At 48.0% G+C, this 19,958-nt stretch carries 13 protein-coding genes; 3 read left to right on the plus strand and 10 right to left on the minus strand.

The genetic code is table 11. The features are described from left to right. Nucleotides 1-199: 199 nt before the first annotated feature. Entirely contained in the window at nucleotides 200-937 is a 738-nt protein-coding gene (locus B160_RS0112715) for a GntR family transcriptional regulator (protein WP_018628302.1), read from the plus strand. A gap of 131 nt (nucleotides 938-1,068) precedes the next feature. Here B160_RS0112715 and B160_RS0112720 read toward each other — a convergent pair whose 3' ends face one another. The 5 genes from B160_RS0112720 to B160_RS0112745 form a co-directional block, all read right to left on the minus strand. Further along, the gene (locus tag B160_RS0112720; protein ID WP_018628303.1) at nucleotides 1,069-2,607 is read right to left on the minus strand and encodes a PepSY-associated TM helix domain-containing protein; all 1,539 of its coding nucleotides are present in this window, start codon (nucleotides 2,605-2,607) and stop codon (nucleotides 1,069-1,071) included. Nucleotides 2,608-2,658: 51 nt separating this feature from the next. Further along, nucleotides 2,659-5,214: a TonB-dependent receptor gene (locus B160_RS0112725; RefSeq protein WP_018628304.1), complete on the minus strand. Its 2,556-nt coding sequence runs from the start codon at nucleotides 5,212-5,214 to the stop codon at nucleotides 2,659-2,661. 520 nt (nucleotides 5,215-5,734) lie between these two features. Beyond that, complete coding sequence (cysM, locus tag B160_RS0112730) at nucleotides 5,735-6,607, minus strand: cysteine synthase CysM (protein ID WP_026309735.1); 873 nt, start codon at nucleotides 6,605-6,607, stop codon at nucleotides 5,735-5,737. A gap of 118 nt (nucleotides 6,608-6,725) precedes the next feature. Continuing rightward, nucleotides 6,726-7,637, minus strand: coding sequence for a serine O-acetyltransferase (locus tag B160_RS0112735; RefSeq protein ID WP_018628306.1), 912 nt, complete (start codon nucleotides 7,635-7,637; stop codon nucleotides 6,726-6,728). Nucleotides 7,638-8,477: 840 nt separating this feature from the next. Next, a complete protein-coding gene (locus tag B160_RS0112745) occupies nucleotides 8,478-8,966 on the minus strand; it encodes an asparaginase domain-containing protein (RefSeq protein WP_018628308.1) in 489 nt (162 codons plus the stop codon). Nucleotides 8,967-9,134: 168 nt separating this feature from the next. On the opposite strand from B160_RS0112745, the gene B160_RS31660 reads away from it, so the two are divergent. Beyond that, nucleotides 9,135-9,290 carry a hypothetical protein gene (locus tag B160_RS31660; RefSeq protein ID WP_018628309.1) on the plus strand — a complete coding sequence of 52 codons (156 nt, stop codon included), beginning with the start codon at nucleotides 9,135-9,137 and terminating at the stop codon, nucleotides 9,288-9,290. Between the two features lie 432 nt (nucleotides 9,291-9,722). On the opposite strand, the gene B160_RS30630 is transcribed toward B160_RS31660, so the two are convergent. The 5 genes from B160_RS30630 to B160_RS0112785 all read right to left on the minus strand — a co-directional run bounded on the left by B160_RS30630 (nucleotide 9,723) and on the right by B160_RS0112785 (nucleotide 18,958). Further along, nucleotides 9,723-11,060, minus strand: coding sequence for a DUF4302 domain-containing protein (locus tag B160_RS30630; protein WP_018628311.1), 1,338 nt, complete (start codon nucleotides 11,058-11,060; stop codon nucleotides 9,723-9,725). 58 nt (nucleotides 11,061-11,118) lie between these two features. Continuing rightward, complete coding sequence (locus B160_RS30635; protein WP_018628312.1) at nucleotides 11,119-12,522, minus strand: substrate import-associated zinc metallohydrolase lipoprotein; 1,404 nt, start codon at nucleotides 12,520-12,522, stop codon at nucleotides 11,119-11,121. 13 nt (nucleotides 12,523-12,535) lie between these two features. After that, nucleotides 12,536-14,026 carry a RagB/SusD family nutrient uptake outer membrane protein gene (locus B160_RS0112770; protein ID WP_018628313.1) on the minus strand — a complete coding sequence of 497 codons (1,491 nt, stop codon included), beginning with the start codon at nucleotides 14,024-14,026 and terminating at the stop codon, nucleotides 12,536-12,538. Nucleotides 14,027-14,037: 11 nt separating this feature from the next. Continuing rightward, nucleotides 14,038-17,487, minus strand: coding sequence for a SusC/RagA family TonB-linked outer membrane protein (locus tag B160_RS0112775; RefSeq protein WP_018628314.1), 3,450 nt, complete (start codon nucleotides 17,485-17,487; stop codon nucleotides 14,038-14,040). A gap of 220 nt (nucleotides 17,488-17,707) precedes the next feature. After that, nucleotides 17,708-18,958 carry a hypothetical protein gene (locus B160_RS0112785; protein WP_040679825.1) on the minus strand — a complete coding sequence of 417 codons (1,251 nt, stop codon included), beginning with the start codon at nucleotides 18,956-18,958 and terminating at the stop codon, nucleotides 17,708-17,710. Nucleotides 18,959-19,777: 819 nt separating this feature from the next. Between B160_RS0112785 and B160_RS29025 the strand changes: the two genes are divergently transcribed. After that, nucleotides 19,778-19,958: hypothetical protein (locus B160_RS29025; RefSeq protein WP_018628318.1), on the plus strand; the 181-nt coding region annotated here is incomplete at its 3' end.

A 19,958-nucleotide genomic window follows, 5' to 3' on the forward strand; every position in this document is an offset into this window, starting at 1 on the left:
TTTGTTCCGGTGCCGGTGAAAAGACGGCCTGAAAGAACAAACAAAAAGACGGGGAAATGATTAAAAGAACCGGGAAATCAATTGATTGTTTCGATTTTTTATTATCTTACGCCGGTCGCAGTATGAAATGTATGTATACATGTCATACTTGTGTAGAAAATATTGAAACAGTACTATTTTGTGTTTGCAAGAATAAACAATGATGAAGCTTTCCCTGGATCACAAAAATCATATCCCGCTTCATGTGCAGGCGGAACAGCTGCTCCGGAACCTGATCAAGGATCCGCAGTTTGCCAATGGAAAGTTGCTGCCCAACGAAGTGGACCTGGCAAAGCAGCTTGCCATTTCGCGTACCACTCTACGGCAGGCCCTGAACAAGCTGGTATATGACGGCCTGCTGATACGCAAAAAAGGGATCGGCACCCGTGTTGCCGGCACAGCCGTAAGTTCCAAGTCCAATAACTGGCTGAGCTTTTCCCAGGAAATGCAGACCCGGGGCATCCCCATCAAGAATTATGAGCTGCATGTGAGCTGGGTACATCCCGAAGAAGCTATTGCAAATTTTTTCCAGATCACGCCGGATAAAAAGGTCCTGAAGCTCGAGCGGTTGCGCGGGCGTCCGGAAGCTCCGTTTGTCTATTTTGTATCTTTTTTTCATCCCAGAACAGGACTTACCGGTGAAGAGGATTTCAATACGCCCCTTTACGAAATGCTGGAAAAAAACCATCACATCGTAGCCAATCTTTCGAAAGAGGAGATCAGCGCCAAAGCAGCCTCCAAGTTCATCGCCGAAAAACTGGAAGTACCCCAGGGCGACCCCGTACTTTTCCGGAAAAGATTTGTATATGACCAGGGAGAGCGCCCTATTGAGTACAACCTCGGGTATTATAAGGCAGACTCTTTTGTTTACACTGTAGAAAGCCGGAGAGAACAATAAGCATTGCCGGCCGTAGGTTTTCAGGGATCAGAGTTGAGAGTTGAACTTTCAGATTTCAGTATCACGGAATTGAGAAATGTATCCCAGGCTGCGAACAAACCTCAAACTTTAAATCTTAAATAACACCCGCTTTAAAAAAGGTTCTTAGAAAGCAATGCGATCGCCGCGATAAAGGGCAGAAAGACCAGCAACAGGGCCAGCGACAGTGAAAAATATTTCAGCAGCCCTTTTACCCTTTTTCTCAACAGCAGCAGTACGCTTCCGGCCACCAGCACCAGCACTGCGATCATGAAATTTACCAGAATGATAATGCCGGTGTACAAAACGGCAAACAGCGCCGGCTGCATCACAATGCCGGAGATAAGTCCGTAAAGCAACCCCGCAAGAAAAGTACAACCCAATACCAGCAGCCCATACCGGAGCCCTCGTTTAAAATGAAAAGAAAAATATTTTCCGGAAGATAAAGCGCGGATGGCCTGCAAGACCTTTTCATCCTTCGAAGGACGTGGCGGAATGGCGCTTTGCCTGCCCTGGCGTTTTTTAAAGCGTGGCCACCATACAATGAGCCCCGTAATGAACAGCAACAAAGGCACCAGCCCTCCAACACAGGCAAGGATCTTGGTAGGCAGCCCTCCAAAAGTGCCCAGGTGCAACGGAACGATCCACGTCAGATAGCTGTTGCCAATATTGGGGAAATCCGTTTCGCTGTTCAGCAGCACCTTTCCGTTGTATTGATCAATGCTGAGCATGATCCGGTTGCCCTCTTTTGAAACGCCATCAGAACGCATGTCAAAACGATAGGCCGCCGTTGAATCTGCCGGATAGGCAATGCCCCTGATGACGGCATTGGGGAATTGCCTTTTTGCAACAAGCGCCGCATCCGCCGGAGACAGTTGCTGCCCACCCCGGACCCATTCCGATTTTTGTCCGAAGATCTGTTGTACGGATTGCGGCGACCTGCCGGTGAGCATGAACAGGAATGCAATAAAGACCGGACCAAAAGTAAGCGCAAATCCTGTCAGGGACAGCATAATGACCACCGGCGCACTGTACACCCCCAGTACATTGTGCCAGTCATAATTCTGCCGTTTAAATCCCGATCTGAAATTTACCGTAAGTACGGATCGCCATTGTTTCCATTTTTTATATTGCTGGGGCACCCATAAACGCAACCCGCTGACCGTAAGAATGAGCAGGCACAGCGTGGCGATGCCGACAATATACTGCCCCGGCCCCGGCATCAGGAGGTTCGTATGCAGCTCCGTTACAAAGCCGATGAAGGAACTGTGATGCAGGCGTTTGCCGGTAAGTGTTGCCGTATAGGGATTGATAAAGAACTGTTCTTCGGTTGCAAAGTCATAGCATACATAGCTGATATTGGGATTACCTTCTTTGGGCAGGTACACATAATCCACTTTTTTCCCCGGATACTTTTGGGGCACCAGTGTGGCGATCTCCTCAATGGAATACCGCTTTTGTTTTTCCATCGCAAAAAACAGGTCCTTATTCAGCGCCTGGTCGATCTCATCTCCAAAGACCAGGATGCTTCCCGTAAGGCCAACCACACAAAGCAAGGCACCGGCGATGATCCCCAGGTAAAGATGCCATTTACCAAACCACCGCTTTTGATGAGCGGCCCATTTCAGTTTTTTGCTTTTTTTTACCGTCATGATGCGTTGTCAAAAAATAATCGTTTACAGAAGGAACAGTGGCTGCCGCGACTAAAATTTATAGGCGATGGACCCGATCAGCTGCCGGGGCATCTGGGGAATAAAATTGGTCCAGCCCTTCCAGTATTTTTCGTTACTGAGGTTGTTCACCTTCAGCCCTACGCGGTAATGTTTACGATCGTAGGTAAGGTGCGCACCCAATATAGTTGCCGCCGGAAGGATCAGCCGGCCGTCATAATTGCTGTTAACGGCATTGGATTCGCTGGAATGATTCAGGCTGAAGCCAACACCCAGTCCATCCAGTGCAGTTTTGGTAAATGTATAATTGGTCCAGAAGTTTAATGTATTGTAAGGACCGGCAGGTACGGGGCGCAGCCCGTTCACGTCGGCATCTGCTTTTTGCATCTTGCTGTCGTTATAGCCATAGCCAAAGAGCAGCGTCCAGCCTTTATAAGGATTGGCCAGCACTTCGATCTCTACGCCCTTGCTGTGCTGCTCTCCATCCTGTATGCTGAAGCCGGTATTAACAGGATCCTGCCGGATCACATTTTTTACCAGGATGTCATAATAACTGATATTTCCGGTAAGCTTATTTCTAAACAGCGCATATTTGACGCCGATCTCTTTTTGATTGGCCTCTTCCGGCTCAAAGGCTACATGGTCCTTGGTTTGTCCGAACTGGTTGGTAAACCCATTCTGATAATTTGCAAAGAAAGACAGCTGGTCTCTAACCGGCATAAAGATCAGTCCGAATTTTGGAGACAGTTTTGTTTGGGATGGCTTTACGTCCGTTCCAGGAGCATTCTCCAGCTTATTGTTAAAATGATCGACGCGCAATCCGGCAGACAGGATCAGGTAATCGGTAACATTGGTGATATTGTTGATATAGCCGCTGAAAACATCCGAGTGCTGGTTGTAGGAACTGGTTTCTATATTGCCGCGGTCCTGGTAGGCGGCATCCAGGTTGGGTCTGTTATAAACCAGGTTGGCGGCGGAGTGGCCGTTGGCGTCCACTACGTCAAAAAGATAAGGATAGGGCACCACGTTATGCAGCATTCCATAAAAGTAGTAATAGGTTACATCGGAACGGTACGACAGGTAGTCCACCCCCACAACCGCCCGGTTGCGCACCTTCCCGAACTGGTAATCCGAGACAAAATTCTGCTGCACATCGAAAGTTTTGGTGCTTCCTACCGGCTTCCAAACCATGCGGGCAATACTATCCGTACCCGGTGTGCCGAAATCCGGTGTACCGGTGGTTAAAAAAGCGTTCAGGAAATGGCCCAGGTAGTTGGGCAGCAGGTACTGGAAAGCCGCATACCCGTTGTTGTGGCTCAGGCTGTAGGTAATAGCGGTCTGGGAGGTCCAGTGACCGGACATCCGGTAGCTGGCATCCGCAAAAAAAGAGTTGGTATTGGTTTTGGAATATACATCATTGGCGATAAACGAGCGGTTATAATCCAGCTTCAGCTCGTCGATCCGGTCGGTGCCGTATGCTTCCTTCAGCGTTCGAGGCGCCTGGGCCATAATGGCGTTGATGTTTTCCTCCGGAACCTTCGCCTGGGTCAACATGCCGGCCAATGCCCCGTTGATGGTGCTGGGTGGCAGGATGAACATGAAATTGCCGCCATTGCTGTTTCCTTTGGAGCCGGCGATCTCCGCATCGGCGTTCAGGGTAAAGCGGTCGTTGGGCCGGTAAATGAATGACGGGGCAATGATGTAGCTCTGCTGGAAACCCGCATCCTGCCAGCTGTCCTGGTTCTGCCCTGCCACATTCATGCGAAAGGCCATCTTATCTTTCTTCAGCACCACATTTGCATCCGCCGAAGCCCGCATAAAATTATACGACCCGTAGGCAAGATCTACATAACCACCATTATAGAAATACGGTCGCTTCGTGATCCGGTTGATCAGTCCACCATAAGAGTTCACAATGCTGCCAAACAAAGTACCCGATGGTCCTTTCAGCACTTCGATCCGGTCCAGGTTGGCCATTTCAACATTGGTGTTAACGATGTTGGGCAATCCATTCCGGGCCTTGGTAGTGGTCTGAAAGCCACGGCTTACAAAAATGGAGCCGCCGTCCGGCCGGTTCGTGGCATCCCATATCTTCGAGATGCCGGTTGCGTTCTTCATCGCATCTTCCAGGCTCATGGCAATCTGTTTCCTCAGGATCACATCCGGAATGGCGGTAACCACCTGGGCATTCTCAAGATTTGCCAGCGGCATTTTATTAGAGTAAACGCTTGCCCTGTTCATGATCTTGCTGGTCTCCACGATCACTTCGCTCAGTTGTTTAGAGGTTTCCTGAATACTGAAATCGAGCTCCAAATTGGTGCCGGGGCTTAAAGAAACCGCTTTGCTTTCCCGGATATCACCGGTAAAAGAAAGCTCCAGCGTGTATTCCCCGGGCTTAATATTTTTTATCTGGTAAGAACCGTCCCCGCCCGAAATTGTTCCCCACCTGGTATCCTTGAGCACAATGCTGATCTGCGATACCGGCTGTCCGTCTGCGGTGGTTACTTTGCCATGAATGGCTGCATGCTGCGCATGTAACAAAAAAGCGTTACCTGCAAAAAGCAACGCCATCATCAACTTCTTCATCATATATATCTCAATTTATAATCCGCTGGCAAAATTACCAGCAGCACCCGGTCGCCTGGTTCCGAGATACGGAAAAATAAGACGCGTATTTTTTTTCCCGAATGCGCAAACAGCCGGGAGCTTTCAGCGGTCAGCTATCAGTGTTGAGATTTGAGAATTGAGATGTGAGATGGTTGTGCTCCTGTTCGGAGGGATGTAGCTTTTAGCTTTCAGTCATCAGCTTTTAATGCAAAATGTCCTGTCCTGAAAAAAGAGAGCCGAGAATTGAGCGATCAACATTGAGTAAACGGATTCCAACCTTAAACATGAAACTTTGGACAATCGACGATAGATAATAGACATTAGTCGGGACAACGGGATGGAAGATCTGATCACAAGCTAACGTCAAACATTAAACGTCAAGCCTGGAACAAAATTCAGCGGTCAGCTTTTAGCTTTCTGAGCCCGGAACTGAGAAGTGTTCATCGATCAGCGACCGGATCTCCAACTGAAACATTGAACTTTAAACCTGAAACAACAATCCTTACCCAAAAAGTGTACTGCTCAGGTAGCGGTCGCCCCGGTCGCAGGCAATGAAAACGATCGTGCCTGCGTCGATCTCAGCCGCCAGCCGGAATGCCGCTGCTGCCGCACCACCGGTGCTCATGCCGGCAAAGATCCCTTCTTCCCTTGCCAGCCGCCGGGTATGATCGACCGCCTCCGCTTCGGTAATATCCATCACGTGGTCTACTCTTTTGGGATCAAATATCTTTGGCAGATAGGCTTCCGGCCATCGCCTGATGCCGGGGATCGATGCCTCCTCAGTAGGCTGACAACCGATGATCTGCACTTCCGGGTTTTGTTCTTTTAAAAAGCGGGAACACCCCATAATGGTGCCGGTAGTGCCCATGGCGCTTACAAAATGGGTGATGGCGCCATCTGTGTCTTTCCAAATTTCCGGTCCCGTGGTTTTATAATGTGCGCCCCAGTTATCATCATTGGCAAACTGGTTTAAAATAAAGGCTTCTCCTTTTGCTGCTTTGGCCTCTGCATAATCGCGGCAGGTTTCCATGCCGGTCAGCAAGGTTACCCGGGCACCGAATGCTTCCATGGTCAGGGTACGCTCGCGGGTAGAAGTATCGGGCATCACCAGCTCCAGGTCGAGGTCATAAAACCGGGCGATCATTGCCAGCGCGATACCGGTATTTCCACTGGTAGCTTCTATGATCTTATGACCGGGTTTGATCGTGCCCCGCTCCAGCGCCGATGCAATCATATTTAAAGCCGTGCGGTCTTTTACGCTGCCGCCGGGATTCGTCCCTTCCAGCTTGGCAAACACCCGTACAGCGGGATTGGGATTGAGTTTTTTTAGTTCTACCATGGGGGTATTGCCCACCAGATCCAATAAAGAAGCCATTTATAAAAGTTCTAAATTACAAATACTAAATCTCAAATTCCAAATCGCGGATTTCAAACCCCGGTGATCGGTTTTCGGTTTTCCGGATCTTGCTGATGGCTGAAAGCACACAGGGTTCCTATTCCAGTATCTCCTGCTCTACCAGGTCGATGGAGGGCCGGTGATATACTTTCGAGTTTGGAGGTATGCTCCGGGTAAGCCAAACGTTTCCTCCTACAATGCTGTTGCTCCCGATCACGGTATCGCCTCCCAGTATGGTGGCATTGGAATAGATCACCACTCCATCTTCTACCGTGGGATGACGTTTGCGGTCCATCAGGCTTTTATCTACGCTCAGTGCACCCAGGGTCACCCCCTGGTAGATCTTGACATGATCCCCGATGATGGTCGATTCCCCGATCACCGTGCCGCTGCCGTGATCGATGCAGAAATACGCGCCGATGGAAGCCCCGGGATGGATATCAATACCGGTAATGCCATGTGCATATTCTGTAAGAATACGGGGCAGGTGGGGTATTTGCAGCTTCAGTAACCCATTGGCAATGCGATAATAGGTAATGGCGAAAAAGCCCGGGTATGCGCGGATCACCTCAAACCGGGTCTTGGCCGCCGGGTCGCCGGAAAGGATCGCTTCAATATCCGTATTCAATAAGCGGTACAATTCGGGCAGCCGCTTAAAGAACCCCTCGGCCTTTTTGGGTACCTGCCGGCAGGTGTCGGTAAGCGCAAGAATAGCTTCCAGTTCCTTTTGCCGGATACTGAGTTTATGTTGTACTTCGTCGATACTGATCGGGAAGCAGTCGGCGCGCTCCGGAAACAGCAGGCAGATCAACGAATCCGCCCAGGAAGAAATTACATGATTGGGCGGCACCGCGGGCACTCCTTTCTGCGATTCAAATATCTGTTGATAAAAATTATTGTCCATATTCACTTGATCGTACCCTACAAATCTACCATAATAATTAAAAACCCGGGGTAAAAAAGTAGAAAGGTCCGCTACAGCAGCCGGCCTTCCCTTTATCGTTAACATTTTCAAGACCGTTTTGTTCTTCCTTTTCCGGATCTTCCAAAGGAAAGTCGGAAAAATGAGAATCTTTCATTCACCAACATTCCTCTGCAAAAATCAGCATACAACGAAGATCTGATCCTGATGCACGCTTCCCGGGTGTCCCCTTTGGGAGACTCCCCGGGAAACAGGGAACACGTACTTCTTTTCCGGGTCTCCTGAAAGGGACCCGGAAAATCACCACCAAAGAACATACTAACAAGCAATATAATATATAGTAACTATTTATATTTGTACCTAACATATACTTATGAGAAAAAGCATTACGCTGATCCGACTGAAGCCGATCGCAAAAATGCATGGACAAATTATGGTGATTTTGCAAGCGAGCCTTTCTTAATGGTGAATAAATACTTCAAATCAATCTATGACTATTAAGACCTTTAATCAATGACAAACCCGACGCGAATAAAAATTCAGCTGGCCGCTTATTTTATCTTTTTGGCAAATTGTGGGTTGGAAGCCTGCTATGACACTGAAATGAGCGGGATGAAAAAGTACTGGATGTATGGCCTAAAAATGGTAGCCTTTCTGTTGATCTTTTGCTGGGATTATTGGTTCCATTACCGGAAGAAACGTGATTTTTCCATTCCTCCTTACCTTCTTTTTTATATCAGTATTGTTTCCTGGCTTTTTGATCGGGCCTGGCTTTTTGCGGGAGTGAATACTTTGCTACTTGTATTTGTATCGTTTTGGAGTCGCAAAACGGAGCGCGATGTTGACTGAGAAGGGCTCCATCTTCATCCCGGCGCTTTGCCTGCCAGCCAATGCCCTTATTTTCCGGGTCTCCTGAAAGGGAGCAGGCTATCTCAGTTCCTCAAACAGGCCTGTCTGTTTGTTTTTGCGGACATTATCCCAGTTAAAGGCCCGGCCGTTCATAGCAATATACACCCCATATGGAAGCGTTTGTGCAAATGCCAGCGCGTTGCCCAGGTTGAATAGCCCGTCAGAGCTGCCAAATTTAATAGGGATCATGGCACCCGTAAGCACGATGGTCTTATGGGTGATCCTTTTGGCCAGCATTCTCGCTGTTTGGTCCATTGTATCGGTGCCATGTGTAATGACAATGCGCTCTTCTTCGCACTGCTCGCAGCGGCTCACGATCAAACTGAGTTGCTCCTGCGTCATTTCAAGACTGTCGATCATCATCAATATACTGGTGGCTACCGGAACCAGGTTCCGCCCTTTTTCCAATAGCTCCTGCATATGCGTATCTTTAAAATACAACCGGCCATTCAGCATATTGTATTCTTTGTCAAATGTACCTCCTGTACCAAAAATTCTAATCATCATTTTTATACCCATAAAAGCAGCCAGGCGGCCAACCCCATGAGACAGACCGGCCTTACCTTAGCTGCTGCTGAGGCTCCATGAAGCCTCTTTCCTTTCCGGGGCTCCCAAGTGGCCGCGGAAAAATTCCCCTTCATTTGCAAACGCCTCTCCAAAAAAAATCAATACCCAATGAAAGAGCCCCTGATCCTGATCTATGCTTCATCCGGATGCTGCAAAGACCCGCTCATAGATTATATAGATACCGGTAAGGATCACCAGCAAATAATACAGAACAAGGTTTCCCCTGTCCGGTGGTTCGGAAAGAAATCGCCAACGCGCCGGTAATGGAACTTTAAAAAAAAGAAAGACCAGGCGCAGTAAATGGGTAAGCACCGCGATCGCGACATATATCAATAACGGAATTTCAAGTATGTTAGGCATCGGGCTTAAAAATTAAAATGTCTGGGAAATTTTTCCTTTCCGGGCCGACTGATAAACTGTCTAAAAATGCGTCCGCAAAAAATAGGAATGATAATGATTTCCCGCAGATGGCGCATCCCGACAGGAGCAATCGGGACGTAGAAAAGAGCCCATTAGCAAAAATCAGCGGAAAAAATAACCGGCTTTATCATAAAAATCTATTCTTAGACAGCTTCTGAGCTGCCATTCAATTTATTTCAGCATCTGGAATGAAGGCTGGCTATCAGTATCTCTTGTTGATGATGCCCTGCACATCGCCTTTTCCGAATGCCAACAACGGACAGCTGGCTTTGCACTTTACCGTTTCCGCAGCTGGCCGTAAAAAAAACTGCCAGGGTCCGAAACCCGGTACAGGCCGCCCAGGCTCTGACCTCCGGAGGCAGTGCTGGCAACCCAATCGATTTTAAAGGGCCCGCTGCGGATCCATTCTTCAAAATCTCCTATTTGCGTGATCCTCGACGTCCAGTTACTGCCTGTTCCGTTCGTTACCGGTGTATAATCCGAAAGCGTAAGAACGTCATTTTCCAGTACATAATTAAAAGAAAGCGCAGCCTGGTAACTGGTGCTTCCCGACTTATACCGGATTTCCACCATGCCCTGGGTACTGTTCTGCAAAATGATCCGTACTGAATCAATCGGTCGCGTGGGGCTCGCGTTAATGAACCTCGTAACCATATCATCAAATACGCTGTTAAAGCCTGAACTAACGTCTGCCGGCAGTTGGCGGCCACTGATAAGAATGGTATTATATGTTTTATTATATGCAAACAATAACTTGAGCGGGATAACAGGGGTGGCGTTTTGGGAAACGGAATATTCCTTTCCTTTGTCATCATAAAGTTTCAGCGTATTCCCTGTTAAAATGCCATTTTTAAATTTAATGCCATTAACAATGAAATCGTCTGCGAAGCCTATTCCATTCAAATCAAAATTGAATTTCCCGTTCACCGTAATAATGCTATCCTTTGCATCCGCATACTGAAAAGAAACCTGCTTGTCTTCGCCATTGGGTACAAAGGCTACTTTATTGGCAATACCGGCTACATTGATGTAGTTGTTAAAATGCGTATCAAAGTAATCCCCAGTTTCCTCCATCATATCCAGTAGCGTCCCCTGCTGGTAGGCTGTTGCTTCTGCTGCTGTTGCTTTTACCAGGTACAGATAATTCCGGTACTTCTTTCCACGGAGGATGACCGAATCACCCGTTGAGCGGATGTATTCAAATTCGATATCACTCTTATAGCCACTGCCGGCTTTACCACCATAGGAACCGGGAACAGGGTCCTGGAGCAGGGTGATATAATTGTAGGTATCAAAGATCAGCGAGGCGTTCATTACCCATTTTATCCGGTAAGTGGAGGTTTGTGGCTCGGTAGCGGCATCCTCATCCAGGTCGCCCATCATGATCACTTTTTCATCGGCGCCAAATCTCATAAAAAAGCCATAGCCCCCACCGCCGGAAGTGGTAAGGGACGCCACCCAGCCGTTTTCGGCACCGGTTAATTTACTCCTCAGCTCGGTTAAACGCGCCGCCATTCTTTCTTCGGGCAGGCCTCCGTTTACGAGGGCAACCTCGTTCTTTCTGCAGCCGGCTATAATTACCGCGATCAGCGAAACAATAATGATCTTATTCATATCTGTTACAATTTATTTTATGACAGGCCAGTTCCCCAGGGAAAGCGCCCGCAAATCTTTATTTCAATGCGATCGGCCCGTAGAAATAGTTCGAAGAGGAGCCGTCTACATAAAACCCTCCAAATGTCCGGTAGGCCGGATCTGAAGAGGGCAGCGTGGCAGGAAGCCAGGCCGCAACAAATTGCCGGTTGGTCAGGTACGGCAGTATGTACTGCTCAAATGCGGCCACTATAGTGACAATTTTATTATTACTATTTGTGTTTGCCGTTTCGGGTACCACTTTGGTGAACTTTACGCTTCCTGTAATAGGGTTTACTGTAAAGTCAAAATTATAATCGGCTACATATACCGTGGAGCCATTGGCACCTTGTTTAAATGCCAGCCGGAACGTCATGCTCGTTGCACTATTAAACCGGAACTGGATATACTGCAAATACCAATTGCTTGTTTGCAGTGACGCTTTGTAATCATTATACACCGTTGTAAATGCCGCCGATCTGCCATAGGTATCATAATGCGCAGCGGCGGGGTCATACGTGATCGTGCTTACTTTATTATCCAGCAGCCAGTTGGGCAGGGTTTGGGTCACATCTTCCGGATCATGAACATTATAGGTTTCCTTTAATACTTTTTGCACTTCGGCCTGCAGCTCACTAAACTCAATATTAAAATAGGTTTTAAAATAATCCTTTACCAGCCGTTCTTTTGCCTGCAGCTTTGTTTTTGCATCCGCTTCAGTGGTATTGATATAATTATTGAACCATACCTGCCCTTCCACCAGCAGATGGGAAACCATTTCTGCAAAATCCTCTTTATAGCTGCTCCGGGAATAGCGGGACACAAACCCCAGCGACTTGGCCACAGCATCCGTATTCGCACTGTTGGTCCAGTCTGCATCATATTCGGCCTTGGTCACCTGTTCAAACTCCGGCGGAATAAGGATGTTTTGGTTCAGAATATGGGTAAACTCGTGATGGATGGTACGGATCTTCCGGCGTACCTGCTCCCCGTTGGAGAAGTCGAGACTGTTCAGCTCATACAGCACCACACGCCGGCCCCCGTCTGCCGTACCCAGTGTGATGCTTCCATTGGTGTTGTACGAGGGCGATCCGTAAAGCACATATTGCTTAGGCGTATATTTCTTTATAAAAGCAGCACCGGCGATCTTCTCATACGGCTTTAGAAAAATGCGGAGCACCGCCTGCATCGTGGGCATCACCTTGTCCAGCGCAATCGGGGAAACATCTTTGCCCACGTCGGTCAGGTTCCGTTCAAACCGGTACACGGTCTGGATATTGTACGGATCGGTAAGACTGTCCATGAGCCATTGATCAATCACGGGATCGGCCACATAAGTGTCCGGATTGTAAGTGCTCAGGTCTACATCCAGGTTGGCATCGCTTTTACGGCAGGACGCAAAAACGAGCAGCAGGAATACAAGGATCAGTGAATTATTTTTCATCTTTCTGATAATTTTATCTTGGATTGGGCATGACGCCTGAAAGTTTTGCATCCTGGGGGATCTGGAACATCCGCCGGTTATCATCCGCGCCCAGGGTTTCAAAGGTTTCGGTACCATCTGTAGCAATATGATTATGTGTTACCGGAAGCTTATGGCGAAGGATGTCCATCCACCGGATGCCTTCCTGCATAAATGCGATCTGCCTGGTTTCCAGGACTGCTTTTATCAGCGCCGCTTTATCATCTGCTTCGTTGAAAAAGGTCTTTGCTTTATCAGTCGTGAGCGTGTGCTTTGCAGGATCATAATTTACAATGCGTGTGCTGGCAAACGTGTTCAGGTCGGTGATCGCCGCATCAAACTGCTCCTTCTGGATAAACGCTTCCGCCCGGTTCAGCAGGGCTTCATCCACCGTAAACAGGGGCATCATGATGTAGGGATACCCGATACCGGCGGCTACATTTGTGTAATAAAAGTACTCATTGTATTTGTTGGTGGTATAATTGGGCGCGGTATAGACACCATACCGGTTCCTGAAAGCAGCGCCAAATACCGTCACTTTGTTGTAGATGTCCTTTTTCGTTTCCCCGAAACTATACCGGGCATTTCCCGCGGCCCCTACAGAAGAGCTGCCTCTCTGAAAGTTGGAGTACGTATTTGCCAGCAGCAGGTTCCACGGTTTTTCGGCCTTGGTATATTCAACGCGGTGCTCTGTATAGGTCAGGTTGTATAGAGCCCCTGTATAGGGCCTCAGGTTCTCTTTGAAATTGTTCGCCGGCAAAATGGCCGACACCTGCTCGATCACTTTGTCCCAATCGCCTTTAAACAGGTAGAATCTTGCAGCAAAAGCATGGGCAGCCTGCGGGTTAAAATGGTATTTGGGTACCTGCCACTGACCACCCGTAAGCAACGGCAATCCCTCCGTAAGGTCTTTCTCTATGCGCGCATATACAGATGCCACCGTTCCCCGGTCGTATTTTTTTATGGCCACCGTTTCCGGCTCATCTACATAAGGCACTCCCGGCGAAGCATTGGCGCCTCCCGGTTCATATGCTTTTGCAAAAAAGGTAACCAGCATAAAATGTGCGTAAGCCCGGGCTACCAATGCCTCCCCGCGGTACTGGCGGGCGCTTGCACCAAATTGATACTCTTCAATGGAAGCCAGTGCCTGGTTGGCTGCAGCAATGGCCTCATAAGCAGCATTCCAGTATTTAACCGGCGACCCGTTGATGTCCTCTATCATTTCCTTCCAGTTATATAAAGTAGGAAAAGGCTCAGTATTATAATCTGCCAGTACTGCGGATTTATCCTCAACATTGTCGGAAGCCACTTCGGCAAACGTAATATAATGCCGTTCGGGATATGCCGAAACGAGGAGCTGCGCAACCTTATCGATGCTGTTGATCTCTGCGCGCATATCCGGGTTTTTATCCAGGAATTTATTACAGGAAGCCAGCAAAACAAACAGCAGCACTGTTCCAGAAAGTTGTAACCGTATTTTCTTCATAGTATGATCGATTAAAAGCCTGCTTTAATTGAAAAAGTATATTGTTTGGGAATGGGCATCGCCACGCCCCCGTTGTTGAAAAATTCCGGATCTGCACCGTTCAGCCTTTTGTCGGAATACAGCAATGCAATATTATTGCCTACCACTGCAAGCTGAAGGCTTTGAAGCCCGATGCCGGTCACCATTCGCCTGGGGAGCAAATAAGCCAGTGTAACATTCTTGAGCCTGATAAAATCGCCTTTAGCCACACGCTGGTCCGAATAGTTGTAGGCATTGTACGGGTAAACGGCACTTACCGTGGTCCCATCTGCCTTCAATATGCTGTTATTGATGGCAAACTGGTCCAGCAACGAGGGAATACCGGTGCGGGTCTCATCCCCCGGCATGATCCAGCGGTTCACCACGTCTTCAGACATGGACACCATGTCGTTATATACCGCGGTATAGGTAGGTTGAAGTCTTATATAATTGCCTGCTGCAAACGTAAATAAGGCCGATAATGAAAGCCCCTTATACGCTACCCGGTTGAAGAACCCGCCGGTAAATGTCGGATCCACCGGACCGTGGTATTTCAGATAGTCGATATCGGTGCTTTGCAGGTACACATAGGTATCCTTTTTCCCATCAGTGCCAATATAGGTAGGATAGCCATAATCAGGATCCAGGCCATCAAATTGTATGGAAAAAAGTCCCCGTTGGGGATATCCTTTTTTTGTGCCCCCCTCGGCCCTTACCATCGTCCAGATGTTGGGATCTACTTCCAGTTTTGTTATCTTGTTCTTATTCAGTCCAAAATTGAACTGTGTGCGCCATTTGAACCCATCCGGTTTGCTAACGGGGTTGCCGCCCAACGTAACTTCCAGGCCTTTTGAACTCATCGCTCCATAATTGGCGCTTTTGGTAAACTCACCTCCGATGCCGGATGTCCGGATGGGACCGATGAGATCAAAAATATTCCGTTTATAAACGTCAACAGTAAGGTTTACCTTGTTCCTGAAAAAGGAAAGGTCCGTGCCCAGGTTAAACTCGTATAGCTTTTCCCAGGTCAGTTCCGAGTTCTCCAGGCTGCTGATATACGTACCGGCCTCCTTTTCATTTTCATATGGCCGGTACGTGATGCGGTTGTAATAGACCGCTGAAGAATTGGTGGCATTTCCCATATTGCCCACTAACCCGTAAGTGGCCCTTAAACGGGCTGTGGACAATATCTTATTGTCCGGATTAAAGAAATCCTCACGGTCGATATCCCACGCCAGGGAAGTGTTCCAGGTGGGCTGCCACCGGGCTACTTTTGATTTGCCCATTTTATTGGACCCGTCATACCGGATGCTCCCGTTAAAGATATAGCGCTCTTTAAATGAATAGGCCGGCTTAAAGGCAAAAGCCGCCAACCGTTCAAATCCGTAGTTCATTCCAAAATAAGCATCGCCGCCTTCGATCATTTTCTTAAAGAACCGGTAATTGGGATTTACCAGCCCTCCGTTCTCATACTGGTAGGCCACGCCTGTAAAGTTGGAGTATTGCCGTTCCAGCGAGCTGGCTTCCACCATTCCGTATAATTTTATCCGGTGATCATCGCCAAGCTGCCGGTCGTAATCAAGCGCATTTCTTACATAAAAGTGTTTGAGGTCATTGTCGTTCGTATTATAGAAACCGCCTTCCGGCAATACCACCACTGGCAGTGAATTGGGGTCATCCGGATCGGTATAAAGATTCCTGTTCCCATCGGCGATCGATGCATCGCCATTGGCACGAAACGCTTCGGCCATATTGGAACCTTCTTTTACATAATGCCGCCTTTTGGTAACGGCATAGCGGTAGGACGCATCAAAGGAGTACACCAGGCCGGACAGGATCTTATATTTGATGCCGGCACGTACCTGAAGGTCCTGCACGCCCAGCTCCAGGTAATTTTTATCCAGCTCGTTGATGATATTAAACGGAGCATAATTACGGGTAAAAAATTCAAGGCCCCCGTTCTCATCATACGGGGTGATCAGCCGGCTGGTATTGATCGCATAAGAATACGGGTTGATGTCAAAGTCACGGGAGTACTGGCCGTAAACCGGATCCGATGCCCTGGTAAGCGTGCCCGGCGCCCGCTGATCGCGTATGGAGCCATTGGCGCCAAACTCAATGTTCAGCCTTTCGTTTACCTTCATCGTCGTTCTGAAATTGGCAGTGTACCGCTTTACCCGGTCGCCGATGGTTTGCCCGTTGTCATTAAGGAAGCTGGTAGAAAAATAGGACTGGGCCTTATCCGTTCCCATCATTACACTTACCGAATGTTCCTGCATCAGCGAGTTTTTAAACAACACATCAAACCAGTCTGTATTCGCCCGCGCGTACCGCTCCAGGAAGTTCAGGCGGTCCTGCAAGGTGTTCTTTAACGCGAAGGTATTGGTGGCCTCGTCGTAATCATACATCAGGTTGTACATCTTATAAAAAACACCGCCTGTGGCCGCCCGCGATACCTGGCTGTGGTTGAAGTATCCCTTGTTCTCCAGCTCCAGCATTACGGACATCTGCTCCGCCGAGTTCATAATGTCGAACTGGCTGTAACTGGGTTTCAGGAATGTGGTAAAATTGCCCGTATAATTGATCGCGGCACGGCCCTGTGTATTGCGCCCTTTTTTAGTAGTGATCACCACTACCCCGTTCATTGCGCGGGCACCATACATGGATGTTGCTGCCGCATCTTTCAGGATCGTGATGGTTTCGATGTCATCCGGGTTCAGTCCCGCAACAGACGAGCCGATCAGTGTGTTGGCATCGCCTGTCGTAAGCGCCTCATTGGAAATGTTCACCACGTCCTGTAGCATAATGCCATCGATCACAAACAACGGTTTGTTGTCGCCCGAAAGCGAAGTGGCCCCGCGGATCTGGATCTTCGGCGCAGCGCCGAAAGTGCCGGATACATTTTGCACCGAAACCCCGGCCGCCTGTCCTTCCAGCATCCGGGATACGTCCGGAATACCGTTCCGCAGCGCGTCCTTCGCAGAAATAATGGCAGAAGAGCCGGTAAACATCTTTTTGTTCACGTTCTGATAACCGGTGGATACAACGACTTCCTCAAGTTTGTCTTTTCCGTCGTCCTGAAGAACAACATTTAAGACCGGCTCATTATTATATACCACCGACTTTGTTGCCTTACCGATATAGGAGAATTCAAGCGCATCGCCTTTGGCAGCATCGATGGTGAACGTTCCGCTTTCGTCGGTAACCTGGTGGAGGTTCGTACGGATCACATGCACCGTAGCCCCGGATAAAAAGGCGCCCTGCTCATCCGTTACAGTGCCTCGGACCTGCCGGGTGCCCGTCTGCGCATATACTGCAGCTCCGTTAAAACCCATAAATACCAGTAATAAAAGGAGGACTTTCCTGAGGTTTTTATCATCGTTCAAACAACCTGAACCAGCAGCAACAGGTCCGTTATTCCGAACAGCAAGCTTTAATCCCATAAACATTTATGTCTTCGTTAAGAAAAACTAAAAATAATGCAAAGGGATTTTAATAGAAAAATAAAAAATATTTTTTTTAGAAATTTTTTTAATTACTGCGGACTAAATGGGAAAAAACAAAAAAATATTCAACCAGAATTGAAATAGTTAGATAAAATTTACAAACCGATCCGCTTAAAGTTGCGCATTCCTGCAAAAAAACCGCAGAGAGGAGCACCTGTCATCGATCACCATGTACAACGATCACTTTGCTATAGCTTTTTCCGCCGTCTTTATCAACCTGCGCAATGCGTATATAGACCCGCTCTTTGCCGATCGTTACGCCCTGATTGTTTTTTGAACAACCGTACCAGGCAATAATGCTAAAGATGCATACGGCTATCCCACCCAACCATTGTCTTTTTTTACCGGTAGCTGCTATAAAAAGAGCGAAGATACCCAGGCCCGACAAAGCCATACTTCCCGTTAAAGCAATAGTAACGCTGTATTCAAGTAACCTATCTGAATTACCGTTCACTGCCCGGGATTCGATGGTCGCAATGGTCGTAAATGCTGCGCCATCTTCTGATGCCTGCACTTCGAAGTGGCTGTTGTTTGTTTCGGAGGCGGTTTGCCACGAAAGCGTATATTTATTATCCGATCCTGTTGCGTTGATTGAACCAAATGCAACAGGTAACGCGATTGCACTTGTCCCTAAGGTGGTGCCGACTGAAGTTGAGCCTGCACCGGAATCATCTCCGTCCCAGTTGGTTTTATCTGTAATGCGTGCTAACCAGGTAGCTTTATCAGCGGAACCGGAAGGCCCATTGTAAAATACATTATCGAACTGTTGCTGCGCGGCAGTGCTCCCGCCCGGGTTGGTTAAAACACCCACAGCATTTACGCCGGCAGTTAAACTGTTCTGACTCCCCACACCATTGGGCAATGTCGAGTGCACCAATGTCTGTGTAATAGCAGTCTGCCAGTTATTGGCGTCCAGGTTCGTATTTCCACTGGCGTTCAACCCAAAAATGAAATAAGGGTTGGTGTCGCTTCCCCGGTATATAAAAACCTGGTCACCGGATGCAAGCAGGGCATCGTTCGTGGAGTAGCCGTTGAAAACAGCCTGACTTGTCAGGTTCGTATTGATGGTGACGTTTACCAAACCCGTAGCGGGTGCATTATCTGCACCTCCCAATACCAGGGACAGGATCGAACCGGCATCTACTTTTACAATGGGGGTCCAGGTTACGATACCATCTCCCGTCATTGAAGGAGTAAAGGCGTTTGCAGCATTGTCCCAACCCCGGTCCGTTATTTTTATTTCTGTTCCCGCAGGAATATCCACCAGCGTGGCAAACATAATTTTATCATTCACCACATCTATCCCCAAAACCACCATATCCCCGGCAGAAGGCTGGCCAAATGTTTTAAAAGACAGAAAAATAAAAAAAGCAAACAAAGAGGCAGCACCCCGAAAGCGTTTCATCATAGCATTTATGTTTAGAGTTCCTCAAAGAAACAGATTAATCCGCACTTTTCAAAATGCACAAAGAAAAAACACTTGTCAGATGATCATCGTAAAACAGCTATCCGGAAATCATTGTGTGAATGTCATGACTTACAGAACCATATCTGCAACAATGTAATACTGCACATGGCATACACAGTCAGGGGAAATAAATAGATAAGGCCCTCCTTAGAAGCTGTTTAGAAATAAAATTTTGATCCTCCTTATAAGCGCCATCCGGCGCGTCGCTATCGTTAAAGCCGCGCTTTAGCACGGCTTTAACGAGGCCGTAATTTCATAAGTGCCATCGGCACGGATCATTATGCCCCGAGCCCATGGCTCTCTGTTGTTCTTTTGGACTTATAAACGGGTTGAAACCCGTTCTTGCCGGATCTTCCGAGGCCATGCCTCTTTTGCTAAAATGATCGTTGAACCCCGCTTTTTGCAGATGGCGGCTGCAGCAAAGCCCAAAGTAGCGGCGATAAAAAGCCCGTACCTTTTTTGTGACGATAAGGATGCTCCTGAATCGTTTCTAAACAGTTTCTTAGAATGTCTGACAAACTTCCATTTCCAATAAAAGAAATAACTTGCAGAAACGAATGCTGATGGATTGGATCAGCAGAAACGGGACAAGTATGGAGGTTAAATTACTATCAACGATAACCTTCTTTCTGAAACACAGGCCGGACGGGAGCGGGAGAAGATCTTTTGTCTTTGGCAACGCCTCCGGAGCCTTGTGCCATTTTCGGATCAAGTGAAAAAGTTGGGGGAATAGTAAAAAAGTGATTTTTTTGCTGGGGTATGAGTGAAGATCAATCAGAGACATTTAAGGCATTAGCGGGGTATTTTTTGCCGGCAGGTACGCTGGAATATTTCGATTTAGTTCGGGTATTAAAAGACAAGGAAGGGTTGGTGTTGTTTTTAGAAGAGCGCAACGAGCTTCCAGAAGAGTTCAAAGGACAACGCTATCATTCCAAAGGAT

This window comes from Niabella aurantiaca DSM 17617 (assembly GCF_000374125.1).
Classification (GTDB): domain Bacteria; phylum Bacteroidota; class Bacteroidia; order Chitinophagales; family Chitinophagaceae; genus Niabella; species Niabella aurantiaca.